Source organism: Candidatus Paralachnospira sp. LCP21S3_A2, assembly GCF_052118925.1.
Taxonomy (GTDB): Bacteria; Bacillota; Clostridia; order Lachnospirales; family Lachnospiraceae; genus Lientehia.
In genome coordinates, this window is the sequence record NZ_JBQKGG010000006.1 from 20,742 (window position 1) to 36,120 (window position 15,379).

The 15,379-nt window shown below is 48.3% G+C and carries 15 protein-coding genes and 1 tRNA gene; all 16 read right to left on the minus strand.

All coding sequences use genetic code 11. From position 1 onward, the window contains the following. Positions 1-206 precede the first annotated feature (206 nt). Complete coding sequence (locus tag ACTQ3K_RS06340; RefSeq protein ID WP_441566822.1) at positions 207-1,700, minus strand: radical SAM protein; 1,494 nt, start codon at positions 1,698-1,700, stop codon at positions 207-209. An 83-nt stretch (positions 1,701-1,783) separates the two neighbouring features. Further along, on the minus strand, positions 1,784-1,906 hold the full coding sequence (locus tag ACTQ3K_RS06345; RefSeq protein WP_441566820.1) for a hypothetical protein: 123 nt from the start codon (positions 1,904-1,906) through the stop codon (positions 1,784-1,786). Positions 1,907-2,089: 183 nt separating this feature from the next. Next, a complete protein-coding gene (locus ACTQ3K_RS06350; RefSeq protein WP_441566818.1) occupies positions 2,090-2,653 on the minus strand; it encodes a M48 family metallopeptidase in 564 nt (187 codons plus the stop codon). 140 nt (positions 2,654-2,793) lie between these two features. Further along, positions 2,794-3,663, minus strand: a complete 870-nt coding sequence (locus ACTQ3K_RS06355) for an FKBP-type peptidyl-prolyl cis-trans isomerase (RefSeq protein WP_441566816.1) — start codon at positions 3,661-3,663, stop codon at positions 2,794-2,796. Between the two features lie 65 nt (positions 3,664-3,728). Continuing rightward, positions 3,729-4,244 carry a pyruvate kinase alpha/beta domain-containing protein gene (locus tag ACTQ3K_RS06360; protein ID WP_441566814.1) on the minus strand — a complete coding sequence of 172 codons (516 nt, stop codon included), beginning with the start codon at positions 4,242-4,244 and terminating at the stop codon, positions 3,729-3,731. Next, a complete protein-coding gene (locus tag ACTQ3K_RS06365; RefSeq protein WP_441566812.1) occupies positions 4,238-4,954 on the minus strand; it encodes a hypothetical protein in 717 nt (238 codons plus the stop codon). The genes ACTQ3K_RS06360 and ACTQ3K_RS06365 overlap by 7 nt, the downstream gene beginning before the upstream one ends. A gap of 25 nt (positions 4,955-4,979) precedes the next feature. Further along, the gene (locus ACTQ3K_RS06370) at positions 4,980-6,074 is read right to left on the minus strand and encodes a phosphoribosyltransferase-like protein (RefSeq protein ID WP_441566810.1); all 1,095 of its coding nucleotides are present in this window, start codon (positions 6,072-6,074) and stop codon (positions 4,980-4,982) included. A gap of 31 nt (positions 6,075-6,105) precedes the next feature. Beyond that, the gene (locus tag ACTQ3K_RS06375) at positions 6,106-7,140 is read right to left on the minus strand and encodes a hypothetical protein (RefSeq protein ID WP_441566808.1); all 1,035 of its coding nucleotides are present in this window, start codon (positions 7,138-7,140) and stop codon (positions 6,106-6,108) included. A gap of 46 nt (positions 7,141-7,186) precedes the next feature. Continuing rightward, positions 7,187-8,353 carry a DnaB-like helicase C-terminal domain-containing protein gene (locus ACTQ3K_RS06380; RefSeq protein ID WP_441566806.1) on the minus strand — a complete coding sequence of 389 codons (1,167 nt, stop codon included), beginning with the start codon at positions 8,351-8,353 and terminating at the stop codon, positions 7,187-7,189. A 57-nt stretch (positions 8,354-8,410) separates the two neighbouring features. Continuing rightward, positions 8,411-9,799 (minus strand): AAA family ATPase, encoded by a 1,389-nt coding sequence (locus ACTQ3K_RS06385; protein ID WP_441566804.1) that lies wholly within the window; start codon positions 9,797-9,799, stop codon positions 8,411-8,413. Between the two features lie 455 nt (positions 9,800-10,254). Beyond that, positions 10,255-11,571, minus strand: a complete 1,317-nt coding sequence (locus tag ACTQ3K_RS06390; protein WP_441566802.1) for an NCS2 family permease — start codon at positions 11,569-11,571, stop codon at positions 10,255-10,257. Positions 11,572-11,814: 243 nt separating this feature from the next. Beyond that, the gene (locus ACTQ3K_RS06395; RefSeq protein ID WP_441566800.1) at positions 11,815-12,612 is read right to left on the minus strand and encodes an ABC transporter ATP-binding protein; all 798 of its coding nucleotides are present in this window, start codon (positions 12,610-12,612) and stop codon (positions 11,815-11,817) included. Position 12,613: 1 nt separating this feature from the next. Next, on the minus strand, positions 12,614-13,534 hold the full coding sequence (locus ACTQ3K_RS06400) for an ABC transporter permease (RefSeq protein WP_441566798.1): 921 nt from the start codon (positions 13,532-13,534) through the stop codon (positions 12,614-12,616). 18 nt (positions 13,535-13,552) lie between these two features. Further along, on the minus strand, positions 13,553-14,632 hold the full coding sequence (locus ACTQ3K_RS06405) for an ABC transporter substrate binding protein (protein WP_441566796.1): 1,080 nt from the start codon (positions 14,630-14,632) through the stop codon (positions 13,553-13,555). A 230-nt stretch (positions 14,633-14,862) separates the two neighbouring features. Continuing rightward, entirely contained in the window at positions 14,863-15,216 is a 354-nt protein-coding gene (locus ACTQ3K_RS06410; RefSeq protein WP_441566794.1) for an Hpt domain-containing protein, read from the minus strand. 73 nt (positions 15,217-15,289) lie between these two features. Then, a tRNA-Ala gene (locus ACTQ3K_RS06415) sits at positions 15,290-15,362 on the minus strand. Positions 15,363-15,379 lie beyond the last annotated feature (17 nt).

Below are 15,379 nucleotides of genomic sequence, written 5' to 3' on the forward strand. Positions count from 1 at the left end.
AAAACATCTCGCGGAATATTATCTGTGGACAGTAACAAACAAAATACCATACTTAGTATTATACCTTATGGGAGAGAATTTGTCATTCAAATCTCCAGGAAGCAAACGTGGAAAAGGCAGCCGAAAGAGACGATAACAACAAAAAATAGGTCCGGACGCACTGCGGTTAATCAGTGTATCTGAACCTGTCTTTTCTATAATTTAATTTAGTAAATCATATAATTAAATTCTTCAATATTTTCAATCCCCATCTCTCTTAACACTTGAACAGAATGTACAATATCATTTTCACAATGATATTTCGGTATGTGAGGAACTCTTACCCTTATCTTGGATTGTGGAATTTGTGTACACAACATTTTTAAATTATGAATTACATTTTTATTGGAACAGCCAGTATATAATGCATATATTTGCGGGTTCATATCTTTAATATCAATGTGCCAAACCTCCACAACATCAATAAGTTTTTCTACCTCATATGCCAATACATTTAAAGAAGTTTGAACATCTATGTCCCATTCTGGATATTGTTGATGAAACGCTCGAATGAAATCGGCATACAATAACGGCTCTCCTCCGCCAAATGTAATCCCTCCATTTGACATTTCGAAGTAAACTGCATCTTTTTCAACCATACGACCAAGCTGATTTACACTGACTTTCTTGTAAAATGGAAATACATTAATATGTTGTTTATTAATACAATACCGACAATTTAACATACAATTATTGAACGCAATCAATGTGCGTACTCCTTCTCCATCCGTTTGAATTCTTAATCGTTCGATTCCACGAACTGGTGCATAAAGTTGCTCACTATATGCTACTTTTATTTTTTTTGTTTTATTCCATAAATATATTGCTTCATTTTCACAAGGAGGACAAGTACATCTACACTCTGCTTCGAATTCACAAGGCTTTTCCACCAGATCTTCATGATAACATTTGGCATATTTTTTCCTTAATGCTTTCAAGTGCGAACAAACTTCTTTTCCATTATTTGGGCAAATATATTCATACACACCAAAACACTCTAGATCATGCCGAATAATTTCATCATCCTTTAACATTATGAGTTCATACGATTCTTTTTGGTGATGATATAGATTCACTTCTTGCAATTGCTGTATTTTAGGTAGTTCGAGCGATTTTAATAAAATTTTTTCTACATCTTTGCTAACTAATTCCTCATAAGTTTTAATCTGCTCAATAACATCCGCCCAGTCCGAGTCGTAATCTATCATGTCGTATCTATTCAAAAAGCAAATAGAATCGTATTGATCTGCATTTTTAATGATTCGTAGCAGTCCTTTATGATCGACTTCTGTTCCTTCCCATTCACCAAGATAGATAAGGTGTAAATGCCATTGATATTTTTCAGCTAACTCAACAAAAACATCTAACAGGCAATCAGTTCCATTTTCGCAGATAACAAGAGCAACCTGCTTGTCTTCATTTACGTATTCCAAAAACTCCTGTTCCATATTTCGAACAGAGAATCTACAGGGCGAAATCAGTACGCCTTCATGTATCCCATAATCACCTTCTTTATGATAATATATCACATTTTTTGAATCTCTTTTTTCATGCTCTAAGGGATAGTCAAAATCAATTTTAACACATCGCAAAGATTTATTATTTAGATATGTCTTCAGATAGTTCCATCCAAAAGAGCTTTTTTCGTAAAACACTACCATTTTTTACATCACCACCTCATATTTCTTTCATACTATTTTTAACTTGTAACCTATTTTATGTTACAAGTCAAATTTCTTCATTTTTACTTTTCCGAATCCAGTTCTCCTTTCCTCATTTCTTTGTCTATAAGTTTCTCAAGCCTCCTGCACGTATCCGGATAATCCCTGTACCCAAGCAAATGCATCTTATCTTTCAGCAGTTCCATGGCTTCTTCAAATCTCCCCACACCCCGCTTATATACTCTGCATACGATTATACGATACGGCGAATCTTCCCTTGCAAATTCCTCCTTGAACTTTAACCGTATTTTTTTCTGACTGAATAACGAGTCTGCAAGGTATGAACTGTGATCCACGTAAGCATAGGGAACACTAAACAGCGAAACATCCTATCCCCTTCTCTTCATCAGTTCCCCGCCATTTTCTTTCAGCCACCGCACTGCCTTTCGATAATCCGGCAGTACCTTTTCGACTTCTTTCCAGAATGTCTTTGAGTGGTTCATTTCTTTCCGATGGCACAGTTCATGAACCACCACATAGTCCAGCACCTCCGGCGGGGCCAGCACGAGCAAGCAGTTGAAGTTCAAATTTCCTTTGGAGTTGCAGCTCCCCCAACGGGTTTTCTGGCAGCGGATCGTGATTCGGCCGTATGTAACACCGACGATGGGCGCATAATAGGCAGTTCTTTCCGGTATTACCTTTAACGCCTGATCTGCCAGATTTTGAAGCTCCGCTCCGGTAAAACGCTGGGTATTTTGTTCTGCTGCTTGTTCCTGCTCCTGCAGCCTTTTCATTTTTTCAAGCTGTTCCCGGATCCATGGCTCTTTTCTTTTTATCATCTGCCGAACCGCTTCTTCCGGCATCGACCTGGGGACCCGGACTTTCACCGTCTGATCCTGCCAGACCTGGATCACCGCAGTTTTTCGATTTGACCGTATGATCTGAATGTTCATTTGCTTTTTTCTCCCATTCACCACAGAAAGACAGCCCGAAAGCTGTCTTCCTGATTCTGCGGCGTCATGTGCGGCGTCTGAATCCAGACTGTTTCCGCCGTGCCTGCCGTTCATTTTTTCGTCTTTACAATTCCTGCTTTTTATTTAACCTCTACCAGCTCGATCTGGAAGTTCAGTTCTTTTCCGGCCATTTCATGGTTTGCATCAAAGGTAATGGTCGTTTCTTCTTTTGCTGTTACCTTTACCGGGAACTGCTGGCCATACTGATTGGTTAAGTACACCTGCTGGCCAACGGTAAGCTCCTCGGAGCCGGGCAGATTGGCAATCTCCAGTGTAATGATGGCATCCGGGTTTGTCTGTCCGTATGCTTCTTCCGGCATGAGATGAACCTGGATCGTTTCACCGACCTTCATGTTTGCCACAGCCTTATCGAAGCCAAGGATCATCTGTCCGGCGCCGCAGACAAACTCCAGCGGCTCGCCGCGGTCGTAGGAAGAATCGAACTGTGTTCCATCGTTGAAGGTGCCGCGATAATGGGTACGGCAGGTCTTTCCCACATTGGGGCCGGTAAAGGAAGGCTGATGAGAGCCGCAGCCACTGCATCCGCCGCCACAGCCGCCACAGGAATGTTCCTCTTCTCCGTCCCCGCAGTTTCCGCCGCAGGAATGACCTTCTTCATGATGATGGTCACAGTTCACGCCTGCAGAAACAAGATCACCGGTTAAATAGGCCTCCACGGCCCGGTCTGCATCGCCTTCTGCGCCGGAACAGATCTCAATTCCCGCTGCTGTCAGCGCCGACTGTGCGCCCTCTCCGATCCCACCGCAGATCACAGCCTGGACACCCAGCTCTGCCAGCAGTCCGGCAAGCGCACTGTGACCCTCGCCGTTGAAATCCAGAAGCTCTTCGGAAACAACGCTTCCGTTCTCGATTTCATATACTTTAAACACCTTTGTTTTTCCAAAATGCTGAAAAATCGAACCGTTTTCGTAAGGTACTGCCAGTTTCATCTGTAAAATCCTCCCGTTTTCTCTTTTTTATGATACTTTATCGCTCCGCCGGAAAAAGTGAAAGATCACTCCGGTTTGCAAAGGATCCGATGGATCCGTGTTTCCAGAATGGAACTTGTATAGGACGGCGTCAAAAGCAGCGCCGTATCGGCTCCATGCCCGCTCCCGGCGATTGCCAGCACCGGTTCTCCGTAAGGAATCTTTCCCGCATCAAGTGCCATGGTGCTGACCTCCACACAGACCTTGGTTCCCTGGGAAAACATCCGAAGAGTATTTGCCATGATCTCAACCGGCCCATAACCGCCGAACTGTCTGGAAAAGCTCCGCTCCACGCCGCTGAGCGCATGCCCCGCCGTAACGAGATCCATGCCCGCCTGCTCGAACTGCTTTCTCCGTTCTTCAGAAAGACGATTTTCTCCATGATCATACACACAGGTCACGCCCACAATATGCAGATCCGTTTCTCCCAGCAGATAGTTCAGGTTTTCCCCCGATGTTGTTGCCGCCACCAGATGCTTTATATTGTGGCTGTGTGCATATTCCACTGCAAGACGGATTGTTTTCTCCGTCGTCTCTACCATGTCATCCACACTTCCTGTTCCGCCAGCATATCAACGGCCTCCTGCATGGAAATGCCCTGCTCCTCCGCCGTATTGGCAAACACGGTCATCGGTATGGCATGAGAGGCCACCACCGACCGCATAAACACAACCAGCTCGTCAATAAGCCCCTTCAGTTCTTCGTTATGCATCAGCTCGCAGAGCATGGCACTGAAGCTGCAGAACACAAAACCGATCATGTAACGCTGGGACGGCATCATGCGGCTGCACAGATCATCTACGGAATCGCTGACCGGATCCAACACCTTCATGCGCTCCATGAGCCTTCCGCAGAACCGGGAATAACACTCCTCGCTGAATACATGAAAATCGATGGAATAAGGCTCCCGGTCAAACTGCTCTACGATCTTGACCGAATATTCTGCGGTTTCTTTATAATAATTATAGGCAATCCCATACAGGATCTTCGGAAGATCCGAAGTTTTCTCCGGCTCCTGGAGCAGTCCGTAATACAGGTACGGAAACGCATCGAAAAACCAGTCCAGAAATGCGTTGGAAATCATCCGCGGTCCCTCGTCCATGATATCAGAGCACATATCCTCCAGGTTCTTATTTAAAACATCCGGAAGTACCTCATCCTCCTTCACGGAAACGATCGGCTCCAACAGGCCAGTTATGATGCGAATTGCCCCACCAAAAGATTTTTTGTAATCATCGTTCATTTCGTTCATTGTTATCCCTTTCTTTAAACAACCGTCAGTTCCGAATGGTTGTCTTCACCCATGTCTGCTTCTCCGCACTGACCGAGTTTGCTTCCCGTGACAGCAGCGGATACCATTTCCCCAGGGTGCCTTTTCGTTCCTTGGCCGTTGTGCCCCACCAAAATGCCAGAGGGCAATTGTTGGAAATATTATAGCAGGTAGCAAAAAACGCTCCGTAGCCCAAAGAGATGGTGTGGTTGTAGCCCATGGGCTTCAGCCGTTCGTTTGGCGTACTGGGCAGGGAACAGATATAAGCGCCCTTCTGGAGCAGTGCCCGTTCCAGAATATCACGGCTCTCCACTGAGGTAAACAGCCTTGACTGCGGTTCTCCGTCTATATACGCCCGGAATGTCAATCCCTTTTTATGATACTTTTCCCGCAGGCTGTCCACATAGTCCAGATACTGTTTCACATAAGGATCTTCCGCATCATACCGCGGCCAGAGCACATCATAGGGCGGATCCCCGATAACATTGTGATACTCCTTCAGCAGGTAGATCTTCGGTATGATCTTCTTCCCGGCACAGATTTCATCCAGACGCTTCTTCACATAAGGAAAGTTCCCATCATACAGCCCCAGGAAGATGATATCCAGCTCTGCGCCCTCATGGGGCTCATCGCTCTGGATCCAGGTGCCAATGTCCTTTAACAGTGTCATACCGGTGTACATACAGTCATCCAGATAAAAATAGCGGTCCACCGATTTATGGTTCATCCGGTTGATAACAATGCCCTTGGAGCTGTGGTAATACTCCTCCATCAGCTTTACCAGCCGCTTCTGGCTGCTGCCCTTTCCCTGAATGTCCAGAAACTGTGCCCGGTTTAAGGTTTTAAAAGGCTTTTCTCCGAAAATCTCCTTTGTATTCCAGATGGAATCAAAAAATTTCTCGATTTTTTTCCGGCTCATATAGTTTTCTTCCAGAAGATGATCCGTCTCCAGCAGAATCGCTTCGCGGTCTGCTTCATCAAACTGTCTGATCCAGGTGTCTACATGAGCAGCATCATACGGCTTTCCATAGTCCGAATCAGCCTGAAAATCCCGGATTTTTTCCGCAATGCGCTCCTCCAACGCTCTGAGGTTCTCTTCCATTTCCTGTTCTCCTCTTCTCTTTCGTCTTTCTCTATTCTATCGGTTTTTCCCGAAACATACAAGCAGCTTCTTCTTTTTTCTTCGTGTGAAAACAACTCTCCGGATTACGGATATCACCCTCCAGATCGATTCCGATGATGCTGCTCCGTTTCCCGTCTCCGCCTCTTGTTTCATGATACCCTGTCAGATAGCCGACGGCACAGTAATAATCCAGAAGTGCCTTCATCTGTTTATGAACTGCCTGCTTTTTATTGGACCATGCACCGGTCGAGAAATCCTCCTCACGGATGCCCATGATCGGAAGCAGCCCATCCAGTCTTCCCGCCTGTTTGTGGGACGGATAGCAGTAACGAAGACTCCTGTTTGAGAACCCGTTTTTCGGATTCCGAAGCAGCTCACACCGCTGCAAAAGCAGGTGCTTCATCTGGATCACGGTATCGGAATTTTTAAGCTTCAAAGATGGTACAACGCTTCCGTCAGCCAGAACAGTTTCTCCGCAGGTCAAAAGCTCCATGGGGATCCGGATGATCTGGTGGATGGCGGAGGCATATTCATACAGCGGCAACCCCCGGTCCAGATCCAGATGAAACCGGTTTGTGCCACTGATCCGCCGGAGCGGAAGAAGCTTTCCCGCCAGCACCTCCGGAACATCCGTAAGCCTCCGCCGCTCGATTTCTTCCTCCCACCAGATGGCAATATCCATCTGTCCGAGCCGTTCCAGGCTGTCTGCCAGCCTCTGTTCTTTGGAGATACTCCCCGGCTCCGCCTGACGGATCCGGATCGTTCCGCTTCCGCTCATGCACGCCAGCAGCTCCGTTACCGTTATTGTCACGGTTCCCCGAAGGATCCCCTGCCGCTCAAACCGTCTGGTCAGCCAGAGTGTGTACACCGCATCACACAACAGTTTTTCCAGCCAGGTCATGGAAGAGCCCGTTTTTACTGCATAAGACACAAGGCAGCCGTTCCCCACATCCACCCGCTGTTTTTTCATGGCCGGAATTTCTTTTTTGTAAAGCTCCTGGGCGATCTTACAGTTGTTCATATAAAACCGGTCTGGTCTGTTCATAAACGCTCCTGCCTGTTTTCTTATTTCTCCTGCCTCTTGTTCTTTCCTACCGGCAGTTCTCGATCCATTCTGCATCATAGTCCGGGTCCGGGATCGTCTGCTGCCTTACAGGAGCTCCGTCCTCTGCAGCTCCCGTTTCATTCACAGCCCGGGTTCTCGTCCGCTTTCCGGCATTTCTCGAAGCAGGCACCGGCCTCTGATCGGCACTTTCCAGAAACACATCGTTCCCCGGATAATAGGTAAATCGCACTCTGGCATCCATGCCGCAGCGCCCGTAGCGCTGCTTCAATGCTACCAAGTCCACAATTCTGGGATTTTTTGACTTTTCCCGGTCTGCTGCCGCCTCACCGTTTTTCAGTTCCCCGTGATCGCTGAACAGAGCAAACTGCATGGCAAGCACCACGTCCGCCGAATACTCGATGGCTCCGGATTCCTTGAACGCCGATACGCTGACTGCTCTTCCATAACTGCTGCGGTTCAGGGAATTGATAACCACCACTGGAATTTCCATTTCATAGGCAAGCTGGCGCAGAATGCGGATATTGGCATCGAGCATGGTCCGTGGATCATTCAGATACGCTCTTGCAGCGTTCTGCTCCGTCTGTGACTCCAGAATCTGAAGGTAATCAACCATGACCACAGCATTCCCTTTCTGTGCATGCTCCGAAACTTCACGGTAGATCCGGAGCCCGCTGATGGGATCCGCTTTCCGATCCTCAAAGAGCAGGAGATTCCGGCATGCCTCTTTTACCGTCTGTCTGGCCTGTTCGATCTCCTCCCAACGCTTCCGGTCAAGGTGGTTCACACTCCCCTCATACAGCAGCTCCGCCGCCGGCAGAGACACGGTTCCGTCTGTCTGAAGATACACCTGTCTGGAAAGCGCCTTGGCAATGACACCAATCTTCGACGTTTCCAGGAAATAACCATAGACCGGGATTCCCGCCGCCGAAATATTCTGGGCGATCTGTAACGCCAGCGTCGATTTCCCCATACCGGAATGACCACCCAGCATGATGACACCAGCCGTCAGTCCTCCGCCCAAAAGTGTGTCCAGCCCGGCGATCCCCGTGGAGATATGCGGGATCAGTACGCTTCCGATTTCCTGTCTGGTAAACCGGTCGATCTGTTCCTCCACGGAATGTGTGCGGAAAAACTGCTCCTCAGCTGCCGTCGTCTGTATGATCTTTTTATCGGTTGTTTTGTTCTGCTCCATGCCTGATTTTCCTTTTTTTATGGTTCTGGTTTATGGTTCCGGAGCTGCGCCAGAGGATTATTCCCTCTGGCACAGCGTGTATTCCTTCTGATCCTGATTCTCGAAAAGCTCTTCATCCAGCAGACGCTGCAGGGAGCTGTAAAGGTAACGGACACCCATGTGGTTCAGCTCCGCCGCTTCGGTAAGAAGCCGTTCCGTTCTCTGATCCAGCTTCAGGGTCAGATCATACTCCTTTTCCAGCTTTGTAAGAGGCGACAGGCTGGGAATTTTCAGAATGTTCTGATAGTCTCTGGCCGTCATGCCGCTCAACTGTACCACCTGATTGATTCTTCCGCAGATTTCTCTCCGGACATGACCGAAGTCTGCCAGGTCATCCGTCAAAATGGCCTGCTCATACTGCGCGTCCACGCTTACGCCGTCCACATCGGCTCCAAAGCCCAGCGAATGACTCTCCTCATTCTTCATCATCATCAGATTGATGAAGCTTCCGCAGAACACAAAGCTCACCTTCGAGGTGTCGATTTTCTTCTCGGACTGATTCTTTCCCTCGATGGGGTAGTCCAGAATGGTTCCTTCAATGAACTTCAGAAGCTCATTCTGACCGGCTGCACTGTAATCCGTTCCGTTGCTTCCCATCTTGGGTTCACAGAACTTGTCAAACTCGTCCATGACGATGATGGCATGCTCTGCTTCTGCTACGGTCATGTCATCGAAGATGTTGCGCAGCTTAAAGGAACCCTTCCATCCTTCCATGGTAAGCTGGGTGCAGTCCACGATCTTGATGTTCGGGTACAGGCTGCTCATCACGCGCCAGATCTCTGTTTTACCGCAGCCGGTCGGTCCGATGAACATCACATTCCTCTTCCGGCCACGCAGATGGTTATACACCAGCATAGACGCTGCCTTGACCGCCTCTCTCTGACCGTAAACCTGCCGGCTCACATAGTCATAGATTTCTCTCGGTTTCATGGCAAAAAGCCGTTCTTCTCTTCCCATGGTTCTATGGTCGCGTGCCTGTTCCTGCTCCGTCAGTTCATCCTCTGTCTCCCATTCCTGCATGGCGATCATGGTTTCAACCTCTTCGTCTATTTTTCTTTCTCCTGCACCGGCAAACTTCTCATGGCCCGGACGGCTCTCATAGCTGTCCGCCAGAATTTCTGAGATCTGGTACAGACTCTTCATATCAGGAGCGGCATCCTTCATGATGCCCTCAAAGATTTTTCCCACGGTTGCTCTGGACTGTCTCTCCCAAAAACCTGAAAGATCTTCATAATACGCCAGAAGCTTCTCGTACTGCTCATCAGTCAGCTGGTCAAAGGCTCCGGCTTTGGCGTCCTTCACAAACCCCACGGCCGGATTTTCCAGGTATGTTCCACTGTGTCCCAGGGCAAGCTCTCTCATAAAACGACTGACTTCTTTCTTATATTCATTTCTCATCAATGTCATTGGGATTCTCCTTTTTCAGACTGTGGCAGGGCGCTGCGGACGGAGAGCAGGTTTTTGTTTTTTCTTCTCTCTTCTCTATACTCCTCGCATAGCTCTGCTTATGTTTTTATTTTACAGTCTTTCACCCGGGAATCCCGAAGGGATTCTTTTAAGATTTTTATTTTACATAAAAATAATACATACGGGATTACATAAACAACCCATTTTCTCAAAAAAATATGTTTTTCACGCGCGTTTTCTGCTTCTGTAGCTTTTCTGCTTTTCTTTATTTGTAACAAAAAATCGCTTTTATAAACATCATTTGTTACATTCTATCAGACTGTCTGTTCCCCGTCAACCGTATTTTCTTTTCCAATCAGCCGTATTTTTTTCAGTCAAAAGCCCCTCTCTGCGTTTCTGCAGAAAGGGGCCTGATGTTTCTTATGAAGTTGTGAGCCGCAGCCGCATTCTGCTCCTTACAGGTAAGTCAGAATGTACATTGCAATGAATACTGCGGACAGGATGTAGATCAGGAACGGAACTTCCTTGAACTTTCCACGGCAAACCTTGATTACGGTGTAGGAAATAAATCCGAAACCGATACCATCGGAGATGCTGTATGCAAAGGGCATCATAACGATGGTCAGGAAGCAGGGAAGTGCAACCTCAAAGTCTGTCCAGTCAATCTTGGTAACACCCATGATCATGTAAACGCCCACGATGATCAGTGCGGGAGCGGTTGCAGCACTGGGAACGATTCCGGCAACGGGTGCCAGCAGGATCGCAAGCAGGAACAGCAGACCGGTTACTACGGAAGAAAGACCGGTGCGGCCGCCCTCCTGGATACCAGTGGAAGACTCAACGAAGGTGGTTACTGTGGAAGTACCGAGGCAGGCACCAACGCAGGTCGCAAGAGCATCTGCAATCAGCGCTCTGTCGCCGCCGGGCAGGTTGCCGTCCTTGTCAAGCATTCCGGCATTTCCGGCTGTACCAAGAAGTGTTCCAACTGTATCGAAGCAGTCCACAATGAAAAAGCTTATTACTGCCGTGATCAGAGGCAAGACACCAACCGAAAGCACACCGCCGAAGTCAAGCTGGAAAGCAGTCATGCTGATGTTTCCGATGTGGCTCATGGTAATCGTTTCCGGCATGGTTGTAATGCCCATGGGGATACCAATGATGGTTGTAATAATAATACCGATAAAAATGGCAGCCTTCACTTTGTATACGATCAGAATACCGGTGATCAGAAGACCGATGAGAGCCAGAAGTGCGCCGCCCTTTGTGATTGCTCCCATGTCGGTGTAGCTTCCGTTTTCAGGGCCAAAGCACTGAACGATTCCGGCATTCAGCATACCGATAAAGCAGATAAACAGACCGATACCTACAGAAATTGCATTCTTTAACGGTGCGGGGATGGATGCGATGATCATACCTCTTAAAGGAGTCACGGTCACGACCAGGAACAGAATACCGGAGATCAGAACGATCGCCAGACCCTGCTGCCAGGTATATCCCATGCTGAAGCAGAGCGTATAAGTAAAGAATGCGTTAAGGCCCATACCGGGAGCCTGTGCAAACGGTACATTGGCAAGGAACGCCGTCAGGAAGGTACCGATTGCTGCGGAAAGGCAGGTGGCAACCATAACCGCTGTGAAATCCATGCCTGTCTGAGACAGATAATTGGGATTCACAAAAATGATGTAGGCCATTGCGAAGAAAGTCGTAACACCGGCGATCACTTCGGTTTTTACGTTGGTGTTATGCTCCTTCAGTTTGAAGAACTTTTCCATTTTTATCCTCCGTTTCTTTAGACGTAAATGACCGGAACAGGTTGGAAACGTCCTATTCCGGCGGTTTTTATCAAAAACATTATTATATTAACATAAAAATTTTATAAACTCAACGGGAAATTAAGAAATCGTTCCTGTTTTCTTAAGGTTTTCGGTCAAAAAGCCGGAGAAGTCCAGAATATTAAAAGCGGAGCCCTGTTTCCAACGCTCCGCTTCTCTTTTCTGTTCCCGGATGCCCCGCTTTTAGTCTGCAAGCATCATCCGGTCGTTTGCAAATTCACCGCCGCTGGCCTCTTCAAACTTCTTTAACAGATCCTCCACGGTCAGTTTCTTCTTTTCCTCTCCGCGCACATCGTAGATGATATGGCCCTCGTGCATCATGATCAGACGGTTCCCGAGACGGATCGCATCCTTCATGTTATGAGTTACCATGAGCGCCGTCAGCTTATCCTCCGCAATGATCTCCTCCGTCAGATCCAGAACCTTCTTAGCCGTTCTGGGATCCAGCGCTGCCGTATGCTCATCCAACAGAAGCAGCCTGGGGCGCTGAAGTGTTGCCATTAACAGAGTCAGTGCCTGACGCTGCCCGCCGGAAAGGAGACCCACCTTGGAGGTCATACGATCCTCCAGTCCCAGTCCGAGACGCTTCAGTTCCTCATGGAACTGCTCTTTTTCCTCTTTTGTGACGCCCCATCTCAGACCGCGTTTTTTCCCGCGGCGGTTGGCCAGCGCCATATTTTCCTCAATCTGCATGTTTGCCGCCGTTCCCATCATAGGATCCTGGAATACCCGTCCAAGCAGCGAGGCTCTCTTAAACTCCGGCTGGCGGGAAAGATTCACACCGTCCAGATAGATGGTTCCGCAGTCAATGGGATAAACGCCTGCGATCATGTTTAACATGGTCGATTTTCCGGCTCCGTTTCCGCCGATGATGGTGACGAAATCCTCTGGCTCCAGATGGAGGTTCAGGTCGCTGAGGGCCTGCTTTTCATTGACCGTACCGGGATTGAAGGTTTTGCTTACATGACTGATTTTTAACATGTTACTTTCCCTCCTTTCCATCGGTCTTCGGATCATAGCCTGCCGCCAGTCTCCGCTTTTCCAGCATAACCGGAACTGTCAGAGCCGCCGCCACAAGGATTGCTGTCAAAAGCTTCAGGTCATCGGTATTGAGACCCATCTGCAGCACGACCGCAACGATGATACGGTAGATAATGGAACCGACCACAACAGACACCAGTTTTGTACCGAAGCTGGTCTTTTTTCCGAAGATTACTTCACCGATAATGATGGACGCCAGGCCGATCACAATGGCTCCGGTGCCCTGCTTGACATCGGCATAGCCCTGGCTCTGTGTTACCAGTGCGCCGGATAAAGCAACCAGCCCGTTGCTGATTGCCAGTCCCAGCACCTTATGGGTGTTGGTATTCATGCCAAGGGAACGAACCATGTTTTCATTATTTCCGGTGGCACGGATCGCCGAACCAATCTCGGTTCCGAAAAACCAGTACAGGAACACGATCAAAATGATCGTAAAAATCAGGCCGACTACCATGGATACCCAGTTCTGGGCAAGGCCGATGGCCTCCGCAATGCCCTTAAAAATCGTGGGAACCTTTAATAACGGGGTATTGGACCGTCCCATGATCCGCAGGTTGATGGAATACAGACCGATCTGGGTCAGGATTCCGGCAAGGATCGCCGGGATCTGGCATTTCGTATGCAAAATGCCGGTGACAAACCCGGCCAGCATTCCGGCAAGGATCGCTACTATTAAAGAAAGATACGGGTTCAGGCCCGCGGTGATCAGGGCAGCACAGGTACAGCCGCCCAGGGCGAAGCTTCCGTCAACGGTAAGATCCGCCACGTCAAGGATTCTGTATGTCAGATAAATTCCAAGCGCCATGATGCCCCAGAGAATTCCCTGGCTGACTGCGCCCTGAATTGCTAATAAAATCCCCATGCTGCTTCCTCCCTGTGTTTATTCTGCTACATCTTCTGCTTTGTCCATAATTGCATCCAGGCTGACTCCAAGCTCCTTTGCTGCTTCAGAATTTACAGAAAGCTTGCAGTTCTCTGCGCTGATGTATTCAATCGGCATTTCGCTGACATCTGCACCGTTCTTTAAAATCTCAACAGCCTGCTTGCCGGCAAGCTTGCCCAGCTCATAGTAATCGATTCCGTATGTTGCAAGGCCGCCGTTTGTTACCATGCCCTCCTCACCTACGATGCAGGGAAGATTATTGGCATTGGTTATCATGGTAACCGTGGACATGCCCTCTGCCAGCAGGTTGTCGGTGGGAATATAAACGGCATCAACCTTTCCGATCATGGATTCTGCCACAGACTGGAGCATACTGGAATCAGAAACCGTATATTCTGTGTATTCAAGCCCCTGCTCCTCGCATACCTTCTTTGCAAGATCTGCCTGGATAATGGAGTTATCCTCGGAGGAGCAATACATGATGCCAACCTTCTTTGCATCGGGAAGAAGCTCTTTTAACAGCTTGATCTGATCCTCTACAGGAGTCAGATCAGAAGAACCGGATACGTTGGTTCCGGGCTTCTCGTTGCTGTCAACCAGACCTGCTGCCGCAAAATCGGTAACTGCGGTTGCAAGGATCGGGATATCCTTTGTCTTTCCTGCCACGGCCTGAGCTGCAGGCGTTGCAATGGCAAGGATCAGGTCATTCTTATTGTTTACCAGCTTGTTTGCGATAGTCTCGCAGTTGGAGGTATCGCCCTGGGCATTGTTGAAATCCAGTTCCAGGTTCTTGCCCTCTTCATAGCCGCCCTCTTTCAGTGCGTCCACAAAGCCCTGATAGCTCTGGTCCAGCGCCGGATGCTCTGCAAGCTGGATCACACCGACCTTTACGGTATCTCCGGAAGCGGCCTCGTCTCCTGCTTCCTTGGTATCAGCTGCGCTTGTTTCCTCTTCCTTTGTGTCAGCAGCCTTCGTCTGTGCCGCCGTATCACTGTCTGCCTTTTTGCTTCCGCAGCCGCCGAGAACGGACACCGCAAGAACAGCACTCATCATTACTGCAAGAAATCTCTTCTTCATGAAACTCTCCTCTTTTCTTTCTTTATTAAACATTTTACGCAGTTATCCCGCGCTTCTTACAAGCATACTACAGCCGCGTTGAAAAGTCAATCCTTTAAAGCGTCGTGGTTTAAAGCATTAAAGTATTAGTAGAAACAAAATAGGCGGTGCTGTGTGCTCTTCAGACTTCTTCCCATCGAAAGTCAGTCGCTTAGGAAACATACACCGTCCGCCGTCTTTAGTTTTCGTATTTATTCGGTGTCCAGTTCTCCCAGGTTGTCGATAATGGTCTGGTGTATCTGATCGACAGCATCTACCAGTTCTTTATGCACCAGAGGTTTCCCTCCGCGGAGCTCTTCGGTTAATTTTGCTGACACTTCGTAAAGTTTTGTAAATCCCAGATTCTGAGACACGCCTTTTAAGGTATGAGCCGCCCGAAACGCATCTTCCGCATTTCCCTGATCCAGCGCGTCATGGAGCTGCTTCCAGGATGGATCCGCCGCATACATTTTCGCGAACCTCAGAATCATTTCCGGGCTGCGGAGCCGTCCAAGGATTTCCTCATAGCTGCCGCCGGTTTTTTCATAAAACGTTTCCAATGACATCTTTTCATCCCCCTTTGTTTCTTCTATATAAGCAAAAAGCCCGAAACGGTTATTGTTCCGAGCGTTTTCAATATGGAGCATAGGGGATTCGAACCCCTGGCCTCCACACTGCCAGTGTGGCGCGCTCCCAGCTGCGCTAATGCCCCGCATGGTATCAGATATA

Excerpts from the sequence above, each read along its gene's own strand:
- ACTQ3K_RS06340 (WP_441566822.1), bottom strand. The coding sequence starts at position 1,700 with ATGGTAGTGTTTTACGAAAAAAGCTCTTTTGGATGGAACTATCTGAAG.
- ACTQ3K_RS06345 (WP_441566820.1), bottom strand. The coding sequence starts at position 1,906 with ATGGAACTGCTGAAAGATAAGATGCATTTGCTTGGGTACAGGGATTAT.
- ACTQ3K_RS06350 (WP_441566818.1), bottom strand. The coding sequence starts at position 2,653 with ATGAACATTCAGATCATACGGTCAAATCGAAAAACTGCGGTGATCCAG.
- ACTQ3K_RS06355 (WP_441566816.1), bottom strand. The coding sequence starts at position 3,663 with ATGAAACTGGCAGTACCTTACGAAAACGGTTCGATTTTTCAGCATTTT.
- ACTQ3K_RS06360 (WP_441566814.1), bottom strand. The coding sequence starts at position 4,244 with ATGGTAGAGACGACGGAGAAAACAATCCGTCTTGCAGTGGAATATGCA.
- ACTQ3K_RS06365 (WP_441566812.1), bottom strand. The coding sequence starts at position 4,954 with ATGAACGAAATGAACGATGATTACAAAAAATCTTTTGGTGGGGCAATT.
- ACTQ3K_RS06370 (WP_441566810.1), bottom strand. The coding sequence starts at position 6,074 with ATGGAAGAGAACCTCAGAGCGTTGGAGGAGCGCATTGCGGAAAAAATC.
- ACTQ3K_RS06375 (WP_441566808.1), bottom strand. The coding sequence starts at position 7,140 with ATGAACAGACCAGACCGGTTTTATATGAACAACTGTAAGATCGCCCAG.
- ACTQ3K_RS06380 (WP_441566806.1), bottom strand. The coding sequence starts at position 8,353 with ATGGAGCAGAACAAAACAACCGATAAAAAGATCATACAGACGACGGCA.
- ACTQ3K_RS06385 (WP_441566804.1), bottom strand. The coding sequence starts at position 9,799 with ATGACATTGATGAGAAATGAATATAAGAAAGAAGTCAGTCGTTTTATG.
- ACTQ3K_RS06390 (WP_441566802.1), bottom strand. The coding sequence starts at position 11,571 with ATGGAAAAGTTCTTCAAACTGAAGGAGCATAACACCAACGTAAAAACC.
- ACTQ3K_RS06395 (WP_441566800.1), bottom strand. The coding sequence starts at position 12,612 with ATGTTAAAAATCAGTCATGTAAGCAAAACCTTCAATCCCGGTACGGTC.
- ACTQ3K_RS06400 (WP_441566798.1), bottom strand. The coding sequence starts at position 13,534 with ATGGGGATTTTATTAGCAATTCAGGGCGCAGTCAGCCAGGGAATTCTC.
- ACTQ3K_RS06405 (WP_441566796.1), bottom strand. The coding sequence starts at position 14,632 with ATGAAGAAGAGATTTCTTGCAGTAATGATGAGTGCTGTTCTTGCGGTG.
- ACTQ3K_RS06410 (WP_441566794.1), bottom strand. The coding sequence starts at position 15,216 with ATGTCATTGGAAACGTTTTATGAAAAAACCGGCGGCAGCTATGAGGAA.